Annotated in this window: 11 protein-coding genes and 1 riboswitch; of the genes, 9 read left to right on the top strand and 2 right to left on the bottom strand. The window is 37.8% G+C overall.

The genetic code is table 11. The features are described 5' to 3' along the window. The first annotated feature begins 87 nt into the window (after nt 1-87). From trxA to AC4E8C_RS17845, 3 genes are all read left to right on the top strand, one after another. Nucleotides 88-402 (top strand): thioredoxin, encoded by a 315-nt coding sequence (gene trxA, locus AC4E8C_RS17855; RefSeq protein WP_490208006.1) that lies wholly within the window; start codon nt 88-90, stop codon nt 400-402. A gap of 148 nt (nt 403-550) precedes the next feature. Continuing rightward, nucleotides 551-2,326 carry an excinuclease ABC subunit UvrC gene (uvrC, locus tag AC4E8C_RS17850; RefSeq protein ID WP_490208005.1) on the top strand — a complete coding sequence of 592 codons (1,776 nt, stop codon included), beginning with the start codon at nt 551-553 and terminating at the stop codon, nt 2,324-2,326. Between the two features lie 65 nt (nt 2,327-2,391). Next, nucleotides 2,392-2,569: riboswitch (Lysine riboswitch) on the top strand. A 157-nt stretch (nt 2,570-2,726) separates the two neighbouring features. Continuing rightward, nucleotides 2,727-3,941 carry an aspartate kinase gene (locus tag AC4E8C_RS17845; RefSeq protein ID WP_490208004.1) on the top strand — a complete coding sequence of 405 codons (1,215 nt, stop codon included), beginning with the start codon at nt 2,727-2,729 and terminating at the stop codon, nt 3,939-3,941. Between the two features lie 67 nt (nt 3,942-4,008). On the opposite strand, the gene AC4E8C_RS17840 is transcribed toward AC4E8C_RS17845, so the two are convergent. After that, complete coding sequence (locus AC4E8C_RS17840) at nt 4,009-4,470, bottom strand: YslB family protein (RefSeq protein WP_490208003.1); 462 nt, start codon at nt 4,468-4,470, stop codon at nt 4,009-4,011. A gap of 413 nt (nt 4,471-4,883) precedes the next feature. On the opposite strand from AC4E8C_RS17840, the gene AC4E8C_RS17835 reads away from it, so the two are divergent. From AC4E8C_RS17835 to AC4E8C_RS17810, 6 genes are all read left to right on the top strand, one after another. Next, nucleotides 4,884-5,495, top strand: a complete 612-nt coding sequence (locus AC4E8C_RS17835; RefSeq protein ID WP_490208002.1) for a succinate dehydrogenase cytochrome b558 subunit — start codon at nt 4,884-4,886, stop codon at nt 5,493-5,495. A 52-nt stretch (nt 5,496-5,547) separates the two neighbouring features. After that, the gene (sdhA, locus tag AC4E8C_RS17830) at nt 5,548-7,299 is read left to right on the top strand and encodes a succinate dehydrogenase flavoprotein subunit (RefSeq protein ID WP_490208001.1); all 1,752 of its coding nucleotides are present in this window, start codon (nt 5,548-5,550) and stop codon (nt 7,297-7,299) included. A gap of 21 nt (nt 7,300-7,320) precedes the next feature. Continuing rightward, nucleotides 7,321-8,082: a succinate dehydrogenase iron-sulfur subunit gene (sdhB, locus tag AC4E8C_RS17825; RefSeq protein WP_490208000.1), complete on the top strand. Its 762-nt coding sequence runs from the start codon at nt 7,321-7,323 to the stop codon at nt 8,080-8,082. A gap of 163 nt (nt 8,083-8,245) precedes the next feature. Next, nucleotides 8,246-8,827 (top strand): class D sortase, encoded by a 582-nt coding sequence (locus AC4E8C_RS17820; protein ID WP_490207999.1) that lies wholly within the window; start codon nt 8,246-8,248, stop codon nt 8,825-8,827. A gap of 178 nt (nt 8,828-9,005) precedes the next feature. Beyond that, entirely contained in the window at nt 9,006-9,230 is a 225-nt protein-coding gene (gerE, locus tag AC4E8C_RS17815; protein WP_160722067.1) for a spore germination transcription factor GerE, read from the top strand. 368 nt (nt 9,231-9,598) lie between these two features. Next, a complete protein-coding gene (locus tag AC4E8C_RS17810) occupies nt 9,599-11,449 on the top strand; it encodes a PAS domain-containing sensor histidine kinase (RefSeq protein WP_490207998.1) in 1,851 nt (616 codons plus the stop codon). Nucleotides 11,450-11,509: 60 nt separating this feature from the next. On the opposite strand, the gene AC4E8C_RS17805 is transcribed toward AC4E8C_RS17810, so the two are convergent. Continuing rightward, nucleotides 11,510-11,809, bottom strand: coding sequence for a HesB/YadR/YfhF family protein (locus tag AC4E8C_RS17805; RefSeq protein ID WP_490207997.1), 300 nt, complete (start codon nt 11,807-11,809; stop codon nt 11,510-11,512). Between the last annotated feature and the right edge of the window lie 148 nt (nt 11,810-11,957).

Genomic DNA, 11,957 nt, shown 5'->3' with positions numbered 1-11,957 from the left:
CATGCTGAGACATATTATTCGCATGATTTGGCAATCGATGGTATACTTTCCGTAGTATTTCAGTTATTTATTAGGAGGTCAATCAATATGGCTATTTCACATGTAACAGATCAAACTTTTGCTACTGAAACAGGCTCTGGCTTAGTGCTTGTAGACTTTTGGGCACCATGGTGCGGCCCTTGTAAAATGATCGCTCCCGTTCTAGAAGAACTTGACTCAGAAATGGGCGATAAAGTAAAAATTACGAAGCTTGATGTGGATGATAACCCACAAACAGCATCTAATTTCGGTGTTATGAGTATTCCAACTTTGTTGGTACTTAAAGATGGCGAAGTGGTTGATAAAGTAGTCGGCTTCCAACCTAAAGATGCGTTAGCAAGTGTATTAAATAAGCACGTATAAGCTGCTTAATTAGGTAATAAAAACCTTAGCTAGAATTCAATCTGGCTAAGGTTTTTTTATGATTACCAATCAAACTTACTTTTCTTTATGGGCAGTATGCTTTAAAATTTTAAAAGACAGATAAAAAAAGACGGAGGGAGCGGCCGGAATGAATGAAACTATAAAGCAAAAACTGACCCTGCTGCCTGATCAACCTGGCTGCTACTTAATGAAGGACCGTCAGGGAACCATTATTTATGTAGGAAAAGCAAAAGTCTTAAAGAACCGGGTGCGTTCCTATTTTACTGGTTCGCACGATGGGAAGACATTACGACTTGTGAATGAAATAGAGGACTTTGAATACATTGTTACCTCTTCTAATATAGAAGCGCTGCTGCTTGAATTAAACCTGATTAAGAAGCACGACCCCAAATACAATATCATGTTGAAGGATGATAAGACCTATCCGTTTATTAAACTTACAGCAGAAAGACATCCGAAACTTATTATTACAAGAAAAGTAAAAAAAGATAAAGGCAAATATTTTGGTCCATATCCAAACGTCATGGCGGCCAACGAAACAAAAAAATTGCTTGACCGGATTTATCCGTTACGCAAGTGCTCGACATTACCAGACCGTGTCTGCTTGTATTATCATTTAGGTCAATGCTTGGCGCCTTGTGTGAATGAAGTGAGTGAAGAACAGTACAAACAAATGACCGATGAAATAAGCCGTTTTTTAAATGGCGGCTACAAGGAAATCAAAAAAGAACTTACCGAAAGAATGACTGCTGCGTCTGAAGAATTGGATTTTGAACGTGCCAAAGAATACCGCGATCGAATTGTTCATATTGAGACAATTATGGAAAAGCAAAAGATCACCATGACAGATTTTACAGACAGAGATGTCTTTGGGTATGCGGTCGATAAAGGCTGGATGTGTGTACAGGTCTTTTTTGTCCGTCAAGGGAAGTTGATTGAGCGGGATGTATCCATGTTCCCCATTTACAATGAGCCAGAGGAAGAAATATTAACATTCCTTGGTCAATTTTATACAAAAACAGAGCACTTCAAGCCTAAAGAAATTCTGATTCAAGATGAAGTCGATCTTCATTTGGCTGAACAACTGCTGGAAGTAAAAGTATTGCAGCCGCAGCGGGGTCAAAAAAAGGATCTTGTCAAAATGGCGATTAAAAATGCGAAGATTGCCTTGAATGAAAAGTTTTCTTTGATTGAAAAAGACGAAGAGAGAACCATTAAGGCAATAGAAAACCTTGGTGAGCTTCTTGGTATTTATACTCCGCACCGGATTGAATCATTTGATAACTCCAATATTCAAGGGACTGATCCTGTTTCGGCTATGGTTGTATTTATTGACGGTAAGGCAAATAAACGAGAATATCGGAAATACAAGATTAAGTCTGTTAAAGGCCCTGATGATTACGAATCGATGCGAGAGGTAACTAGAAGAAGATATTCACGGGCGTTGAAGGAGAACCTGCCACTGCCAGATTTAATCATTATTGATGGTGGTAAAGGTCATGTGGAGGCAGTTCGAGATGTTTTAGAAAATGAACTTGGGTTGGATATCCCGCTCTCAGGTCTTGTAAAAGATGAAAAACACCGGACCTCCCAGCTTCTTTATGGAAACCCGTTGCAAATTGTTCCTTTAGCAAGGAACAGTCAGGAGTTTTACCTGCTACAGCGAATCCAAGATGAAGTTCACCGGTTTGCGATTACCTTCCATCGTCAAATTCGGGGAAAAAGTGCGTTCCAATCCTTGCTTGATGATATTCCAGGCATTGGTGAAAAACGCAAAAAGTTATTATTGAAACAGTTTGGCTCAGTGAAGAAAATGAAGGAAGCTAGTATAGAAGAATTTACTGGTTTAGGTATTCCGTTAAATGTAGCAGAGGAATTAATCGATAAACTTCATTCAGAATGATTGTCAAGAAAAAAAGTCCATGCTATAATAAATGAAAATTTAAATCTATCACTTTATAGTACTAAAGTGTAGGTAGAGGTGCGAGCTTCAATAGTAGTGGTTCTGAGAAGGATGAGCTTCAAGGAAGAATCATGAAAGGGAATGTTCGCCGAAGTAAAGAAGGTCTCATTTCTTTCTTTGCTGGTTCTGTATTGAACAAATCCAGAATTGTCAAGACCTGTGTCTTGGAGAGCTATCTTACGTTGTTTGTACAGGAATTTATTTCTTCGTGTTCAAAAAGCAATGAGATGCCCTTCTCATTGCTTTTTTTATTGGTAGGGAATGCATCCTTTTTTAAAGTAAACTAAACGTAAAAGCTTGTGCAGGTAATTTTCTAAAGAATTCGAAAGTAGGGGAAAAGATGGGTTTAGTTGTTCAAAAATTTGGAGGAACCTCAGTTGGCAGTGTAGAACGAATCCTAAATGTCGCACAATGTGTAAAAGAGGAAACACAAAGAGGCAATAATGTGGTGGTTGTTGTTTCCGCAATGGGAAAATCGACCGATCAGCTTGTAAGTTTAGCTAATGAAATTTCCAGCCAGCCGAGCAAACGCGAAATGGATATGCTCCTCTCAACCGGAGAGCAGGTGACCATTGCGTTATTGTCTATCGCCTTAAACCAACAAGGGCTAAGTGCTGTTTCCTATACTGGCTGGCAAGCGGGGATCATTACAGAACCGGTCCATGGCAATGCCCGAATTGCTCAAATAAAAACGGAAGCGATTCAAGCGCAGCTCTCCGAAGGTAAGGTTGTCATTGTGGCTGGATTCCAAGGAATTACTGAGAATGGGGAGATTACCACACTTGGACGGGGTGGTTCAGATACAACAGCAGTGGCTTTAACTGCTGCCTTACATGCGGATAAGTGTGATATTTATACAGATGTAACTGGAGTTTTCACAACGGATCCAAGATATGTTAAAGCAGCACGCAAATTACAATCCGTTTCATACGACGAAATGCTCGAACTTGCTAATTTAGGTGCTGGGGTGCTGCATCCTCGAGCAGTGGAGTATGCAAAAAATTATCAAGTAAAGCTTGGTGTCAGATCAAGCATGGTGAAAGAAGAAGGAACAGTCATAGAGGGGGAAGCAACAATGGAGCAAAATTTAGTTGTCCGTGGTGTGGCATTTGAAGATGAAATTACTAAGGTTTCCATCTTAGGACTAACAGACTCATTAACAAGTTTATCAACCATTTTTACTACATTGGCACAAAATCATCTTAACGTCGATATTATTATTCAAAGCACTACGGAGGGCGGCACTGCTAACCTGTCATTCTCCATCCACACAAATGATTTAATGGAAACATTAAAAGTACTAGAGGATAACAAAACGGCACTAGGTTATGAACAGTTAGATGCTGAAAATAAATTAGCTAAGGTCTCCATTGTGGGTTCAGGAATGATCTCCAATCCAGGAGTAGCGGCTAAAATGTTTGAAGTATTAGCCAATAACAATATCCAAATCAAAATGGTCAGTACTTCGGAAATAAAAGTATCTGTCGTTGTCGAAGAAAAAAACATGCTAAAAGCTGTAGAAACACTACACGAAGCATTTGAACTAGGACAATAGCAAATAAGGTGTCAGGCACCGTTGGTGCCTGACACCCTATTTACCATAATGAACGTGAAATGCTTCATTACCCCTTTTTAATTGGGTCTTTTGTGTCCCATTTGACCGTGAATTGAACTTTATTTGACTTTTTGACGGGGTGCTCAAATGCTTCAGTGCTCGCTTCTTTTAGAAATTCAATTTGCTGTGCAAGGAAACCGGCTTCGAGCTGGAAAAAGTGCTCCGCTTTTGATTTTACACGCGAGACAATAAGAGGACTAGTTAATTCTATCTCCATTTCATTTTTGGTTTCCTTTACTAATTCAAGTTGACCCCAAGATGCAGTGTTAAAAAACTCAGCTACTTGAGTGATATCTGTGAAAGGAAATTTCCGGGCTAGACGCTTTCCTGCCCAATATAATATTTCGGGTGCATCTTTTCCAAGAATTTCGGGCAAAAGGATTTCTCTGATCAGTTCATATCCGAAAATGGATATGGTTCTTGGTTCAGCTTCATTCATATTCAGATTAACGGCTGTACTTTCTTTCACATGTTTCCCCTCTTTCTATCATTCTATTATATACAATTTTATGGATGTTTCAGTATAAAAACCAATGTTATTGTGCAATATCTAAATTATTTTTAATCATAATTATGATTACCTAAAAAGTGAAATAATCAACAGTTAGATGTTGGTAATTTCATGAGAATTTATGGATGTTTTCTCGGTGAGAACTAATGGAATTGATTTGTCAATCGACTTTAGTATAATATCAATATATTTTAAAAATTTTCTTTTTTTAATAAAGTTTGTGTATACGTTTTCTTGACGCTCTAGTTTGATGGGAGTAAAATGGACATGTCACATAATTGTCACAGTGATAATAGGTTAAGAATCTTTACGGGGAATTTAAGAGAAGAAGCTTAACTTTACTTTTTTAAAATTTAAAGGGGGGTAAAATAATGGCGGGTAATCGAGAGTTTGTAAATCGCAGATTGCATTCATTGCTGGGAGTTATTCCAATTGGTTTGTTCCTGATTCAGCACCTTGTAGTCAACCATTTTATCACAGGAGGACCAGATTCCTTCAATAAAGCTGCAGGCTTTATGGGAAATCTTCCATTTCGTATTGTCTTGGAAACTGTAATTATCTTTTTACCATTGTTATACCATGCAATCTATGGACTTTATATCGCTTTTACTGGCAGCAGCAATGTTAATAGGTTCGGAACCTACAGAAACTGGATGTATTTAATTCAACGAATCACAGGCGTAATCACCTTGATTTTTATTGCGTGGCATGTTTGGGAGACGCGTGTGGCCGCTGCATTTGGTACCGAGGTAAACTATGAAATGATGCATGATATTCTATCATCACCATTTATGTTTGTATTCTATTTAGTTGGTATTCTATCTGCGATTTTCCATTTTGCTAATGGATTATGGTCATTCCTAGTCAGCTGGGGTATCACTGTGACACCTCGTTCACAAGTTATTTCTACATATGTAACGATCGGTATTTTCGTGGTTCTAGCTTTTATCAGCGTACAAACTTTGGTTGCATTTGTTTCATAAGAGGTCGAGTTTGGAAAAAATATTGTAATTGGATTGAGGGAGTGAGTCACGAATGGGTAAAGGTAAAGTGATTGTAGTCGGCGGCGGCTTAGCTGGCTTAATGGCTACCATCAAAGTTGCAGAAGAAGGAACACCGGTTGAGTTATTTTCACTTGTTCCGGTTAAACGTTCTCACTCTGTTTGTGCCCAAGGCGGTATCAATGGAGCGGTAAATACAAAGGGTGAAGGAGATTCCACGTGGATCCACTTTGACGATACTATTTATGGCGGAGACTTTTTGGCTAATCAACCGCCGGTAAAAGCAATGTGTGATGCAGCACCAGGTATTATTAATCTATTTGACCGGATGGGTGTAATGTTTAACCGAACCCCTGAAGGTTTACTAGATTTTCGCCGTTTTGGAGGTACACAGTATCACCGTACAGCCTTTGCTGGTGCAACAACTGGACAGCAGTTACTATACGCACTTGATGAACAAGTTCGTCGTCATGAAGTAGATGGTCTGGTTACGAAATATGAGGGCTGGGAATTCTTAGGTGCCGTCGTGGATGATGATGGTGTTTGCCGTGGAGTTACCGTTCAAAACTTAAAAACGATGGAAATTAAATCGTTCTCTGCAGATGCTGTCATTATGGCAACAGGCGGTCCTGGGATTATTTTTGGTAAGTCAACTAACTCTATTATTAATACAGGTTCTGCTGCATCAATCGTGTACCAACAAGGTGCCTATTATGCAAATGGCGAAATGATTCAAATTCATCCAACTGCTATCCCTGGAGATGATAAGCTTCGCTTAATGAGTGAATCAGCACGGGGTGAAGGCGGCCGTATTTGGACATACAAAGACGGAAAACCTTGGTACTTCTTAGAGGAAAAATATCCTGCCTATGGAAACCTTGTACCACGTGATATCGCAACGCGTGAAATTTTTGACGTTTGTGTTAATCAAAAACTTGGTATTAATGGTGAAAACATGGTATTCCTTGATTTATCTCATAAGGATCCACATGAATTAGATGTAAAACTAGGCGGAATTATCGAAATTTATGAGAAATTCATGGGTGATAATCCAAGAAAAGTACCAATGAAAATATTCCCTGCGGTTCACTATTCAATGGGTGGACTTTGGGTTGATTTCGACCAAATGACGAATATCCCAGGTCTATTTGCTGCAGGTGAGTGCGATTATTCACAACATGGTGCAAACCGTCTTGGTGCCAACTCATTACTTTCAGCTGTTTATGGTGGTATGGTTGCCGGACCGAATGCAGTTAAATATATCGAGGGACTTGAAAAGAGTTCTGACGCTGTTTCTTCTACTGTTTTTGATCGTCATGTGAAAGAACAAGAAGAAAAATGGAACTCGATTATGTCTTTAAATGGTACTGAAAATGCCTATGTACTTCATAAAGAGCTTGGCGAGTGGATGACAGATAACGTAACCGTTGTTCGTTACAACGACAAACTATTAAAAACGGATGAAAAAATTCAAGAATTACTCGAACGTTACCAACACATCAACATTAATGATACGTCTAAATGGAGTAATCAGGGAGCAACATTCACAAGACAATTACAAAATATGCTTCAATTGGCCCGCGTTATTACGATTGGTGCTTATAATCGAAATGAGAGCCGTGGTGCTCATTATAAACCAGACTTCCCTGAGCGGAATGATGAAGAATTCTTAAAAACAACTATGGCCAAATTTGTAGATTCTACATCTGCTCCAGCTTTCCATTATCAAGAAGTCGATATCTCGTTACTTCAGCCTCGGAAACGCGATTACACTACAAAGCACTAATAGGAAGGGGAGTAGGTAAGAATGTCTGAAAATAAAACAGTAAAATTTAAAATAATGCGTCAAGATAACCCAGATTCTGCTCCTTATGAAGAGGAGTTTGATGTTCCATATCGTCCGAATATGAATGTTATTTCGGCTCTGATGGAAATTCGTAAAAATCCTGTTAATGCGAATGGACAATCCACTACCCCAATCACTTGGGAAATGAACTGTCTTGAGGAGGTTTGCGGTGCTTGTTCTATGGTCATCAATGGCAAACCGCGTCAATCCTGTTCAGCGCTAGTGGATCAATTAGAACAGCCAATTCGCTTAGAGCCAATGCGGACATTCCCTGTTGTTCGTGACCTTCAAGTCGATCGCAGCAGGATGTTTGATTCCTTAAAAAAGGTTAAGGCATGGATTCCAATTGATGGAACATACGATTTAGGTCCTGGACCGCGTATGCCAGAGAAAAAACGGCAATGGGCTTATGAACTTTCGAAATGTATGACTTGCGGGGTTTGTTTAGAGGCTTGTCCGAATGTAAATAGCAAATCTAATTTTATGGGACCTGCTATTTTTAACCAAGTTCGTTTATTTAATGCGCACCCAACAGGAGAGATGAATAAAGCAGAACGATTAAATGCCTTCATGGATGATGGTGGTATGCAGGGGTGTGGTAATTCCCAAAACTGTGTCCAAGCATGTCCAAAAGGAATTCCAATTACCACTTCGATTGCAGCGGTTAACCGTTCTGCAACCATGCAAGCATTTAGAAATTTCTTTGGTAGTGACAATGACTAACAGAACGATAATTGGCGTGTTATTTGTGCCAACTTCATTTACCTTCTTTTCTAAACAGAAAAGAAGGTTTTTGTCGTTTTTACACTAAATGTTTTTCGTAGTCCTGTCTACAGCCATTTGGTATACTTAATATTATGTCGATGGAAAAGGAGGGGACTATAAGGTGAAATCTAAACTTCCTCTTTTAATTATTATGATGGGTTTTATTCTTATGGGTATTGGTCTTTGGCAATACATGGGTATGAAGGTCCAAACAAAGGCATCCCTCCACCAAGCAAAAGAATTGGTTGCCAAGCAGCCAGCCAACAATTCCAAACAGAAGCCAACAAACAGTCCGCCACCCAAAATGGGCGATACATTCGGACTGCTTACGATCCCAAGGATTAAAGCGGAGCTGGCCATTGTTGAGGGGACCGATCCAGATGATCTTGAAAAGGGTGTAGGACATTATAAGGGCTCTTATTTTTCCGGTGAAAAAGGGCAAATTGTCCTGTCAGGTCATCGCGACACAGTCTTTCGTAAATTAGGTGAGCTGAAATTGGGGGACTCCCTAACTGTAAAGATGCCTTATGGCTCTTTTACATATGAAATTATCCATACCAAGATTGTAAAGTCAGATGATACAAGTATTATTACCTTACAACATGAGCATGAAGAATTAATTTTAACTACTTGTTATCCATTTAGTTATGTAGGAAATGCTCCAAAACGATATATTATTTATGCAAAGCTTAAAAGTTCCTAAGTGGTGGAATTTTTAAGCTTTTTACCTTTAAAGGGGAATATTTTATTTTTAATAATAAATTCATTTTCCTTAAAGTAAATATAGTCACTTCATTTGTATCCTTAACATAAGATATGGTGACTAAATATATACCCACCCCACGATTCATTACTGGCGAAGGCAAGGAGGGTTACAATACTTGAAGGAGAATGAATATAATCACAAGCCATTACTCACCAAACGAGAAAGAGAAGTATTCGAACTACTAGTACAAGACAAAACAACAAAAGAGATCGCTGGTGAATTATTTATAAGCGAAAAGACAGTTAGGAACCACATATCCAATGCAATGCAAAAGCTTGGTGTTAAGGGGCGTTCACAAGCTGTTGTAGAGCTCCTTCGAATGGGAGAGCTTGAACTATAAAGATGACCGGCTTCCAATTTGGAGGCCGGTTCATTTTTTTTCAATCCACATAGAGGAATGATTTCTTGAAATAATAAAAATATTTATTAAACACAGAAATAGGTCTCTTAATAAAAACAGAAGTGTTAATAAAGTACTATTAAACGTTATATTAGTTTATGGGAAATAGTAGAAATATATTGAAAGTTTTATCAGTAAAACTTACAATGAAATTAAAAGCAGGTTTTTTTTCATACTATCTTCAACTATATATAGATAGAAATGAGTTAGTTAATTGAGATAGACACAAGCCAAGATGGAAGTCTTACTCATCTTGGCTTTTTTCATAGGGATTCAATTTTGGGGGAGAAAGGAACTGAAACAGAGAGATGAACGGTCCTGTTGAAGCAATCAAAAATGAAAAGAGAATACTTTTACAGCAATATATAAATGATAATCTCACTAAATCTGAAACGCTGTTCTATTCCAACCAAGATTGTATGCTCCTATTAGACATTGATGGGCATATTATACTGGCAAATCCGGCTTTTGAAAATATAATCGGATACCCATTAGCCGAATTGAAAAAGATGAAGCTCCAATCTTTCTTGCCAGTTGCTAGCTTAAATAAGGTTTTTCAGTATTTTTATAAAGCTGTATTAGGTCAATTTGAAAATTTCGACGATAAAATGATAGATAGAACAGGTCAGGTCATTGAACTGAATATAACGACTATCCCGATAAGTGTGGATAACCAAATTGTAGGAGTTTGTACTGTTGCCAGAGATATAACGGAATTAAAACGAAGGAAAGAAGAAATCAGAAAGTTAGAAGAAATGCAACGGATCTTGACAGATCATGTTTTAGATCTAATTATCAGCACCAATATGCAGGGCGAAATTCTCTATGTATCTCCTTCTTGTGAACATATACTTGGATATCATCCTAGTGAGTTAATCCAACATGAGGTTTTATCTTTAGTTCATCCTAATGATGTGGAAAAGGCCTATAAAAACCGTATAGAGGTACTGAATAGTCAGGAAAATGGCAGGTGCTGTTTTCGGATACGTAAAAAGAACGAGGAGTATGCATGGGTAGAGTCATTATGTAAACCCATCATAGATCAGGACACCCATCATGTATTAGAGGTTGTCAGTGTGATTCGCGATATTACAGAGCGAACACGTGTGGAGGAAGAAGCAAAAAAACGAGAGGATAATTACCGAGATTTGGTCGAGTATTCACCTGATGCTGTTGTTATTGCAAAAGGGAGTAAGATTCTGTTTATTAATGAAACAGGTGCAAACTTATTAGGAGCTAAATTTAAAGAAGAGATTCTCAATAAGGATATTTTAAGTATGATTCATCCAGACTTTCATGAGACGGCTATTAATCGGGAAAATATGATTATGGCTGGTGCGGTCACTGATTTTTTTGAATATAAACTAATTCGTATTGATGGTACTCCGTTTGTGGCTGAAGTGAAAGGAATGCCTACTATATACAACAATGAACCAGCCCGCCATATTATCATTCGTGATATAACTGAACGGAAAATGACACAGGAGCTCTTACTTAATTCGGAAAAATTAAATGTGGCCGGGCAGCTGGCAGCCGGTATTGCTCATGAGGTTCGAAATCCACTTACTTCAATAAAAGGGTTTCTGCAGTTAATCGAAGCACAATTAGGCAGCAATAAGTCCTATTTTGAAATTATTCAGGCTGAAATCGATCGAATTGAGTTGATTTTAAGTGAATTATTGGTTCTGGCTAAGCCCCATGAATTAAAATTTGAAACAATAGACATAATCACACTTATTGAAAACGTAAGAACATTACTCGATACCCAGGCAATTATTAATGGCATCCACATTAAGACGATTTATCACAGTAATAATTTAATGATTCGATGTGATAAAAATCAGATAAAACAAGTCTTTATCAATCTTTTGAAAAATGCTATTGAAGCCATGCCTGACAGTGGTTCCATTACGATTGAGATGAAAAAACATAGTTTTAATAAGGTGAAGTTAATTTTCAAAGATACCGGTAAAGGGATGCCTCCACATATTTTAAAACGGATTGGTGAACCATTTTTTACAACAAAAGAGGATGGTACAGGGTTAGGAATCATGATCTCTAAACAAATTATCGAACATCATGATGGGACAATTCATTTTTGGAGTGATCATAAGGGAACTATTATTGAAGTGATTTTACCTTTGGCAAAACCTAATTGAAGCGCTAAAGAAAAGAAGGGATGAAACCGGCGGTAAAAGCCGGTTTTCATCATGTTATGGCTATTCTGGTTTTGTATAACTAAATTCCAATTCATCCTTTTGCTCATCGAAATGAACATGTAAATCATGGCCATTAAAAAACCATAAATCCGTTCCTTCTATAAAAAAGGTAAGCCCTGCGATTTCTGTTTTAACAGACATATCGATGGGTTCATTATCTACGGTAAATCCAAGTGCAAAATTTTCTTGGACAGGACTACTTCCGTATATTTTGGCAAAAAATTTTACCTTATCCCCATCCTTTAATTCAACCTCATCTTTAAACCATTTTATTGCCGCATCGCTAATTGTAATTTTCATAATAATCTTATTCCCCTTGATTTGTTTTCGGAAACCTTCTTTTTATTATTTGTTAAAATAAATTTTATTATAGCATTGAATTGGTGGTAAAGCTTTTATGAGGTCTTATGAATTTAATAAGCTTCAGCTTGAAATTTTCGTAAAAAAA

It is taken from the genome of Neobacillus sp. SRL179 (assembly GCF_984799095.1).
This window is presented reverse-complemented; position numbering and strand designations above follow the sequence as displayed.

Bases quoted from the DNA above. Each gene is read 5' to 3' on its own strand.
- trxA (WP_490208006.1), top strand. From the start codon at position 88: ATGGCTATTTCACATGTAACAGATCAAACTTTTGCTACTGAAACAGGC.
- uvrC (WP_490208005.1), top strand. From the start codon at position 551: ATGAATGAAACTATAAAGCAAAAACTGACCCTGCTGCCTGATCAACCT.
- AC4E8C_RS17845 (WP_490208004.1), top strand. From the start codon at position 2,727: ATGGGTTTAGTTGTTCAAAAATTTGGAGGAACCTCAGTTGGCAGTGTA.
- AC4E8C_RS17835 (WP_490208002.1), top strand. From the start codon at position 4,884: ATGGCGGGTAATCGAGAGTTTGTAAATCGCAGATTGCATTCATTGCTG.
- sdhA (WP_490208001.1), top strand. From the start codon at position 5,548: ATGGGTAAAGGTAAAGTGATTGTAGTCGGCGGCGGCTTAGCTGGCTTA.
- sdhB (WP_490208000.1), top strand. From the start codon at position 7,321: ATGTCTGAAAATAAAACAGTAAAATTTAAAATAATGCGTCAAGATAAC.
- AC4E8C_RS17810 (WP_490207998.1), top strand. From the start codon at position 9,599: ATGAACGGTCCTGTTGAAGCAATCAAAAATGAAAAGAGAATACTTTTA.
- AC4E8C_RS17805 (WP_490207997.1), bottom strand. From the start codon at position 11,809: ATGAAAATTACAATTAGCGATGCGGCAATAAAATGGTTTAAAGATGAG.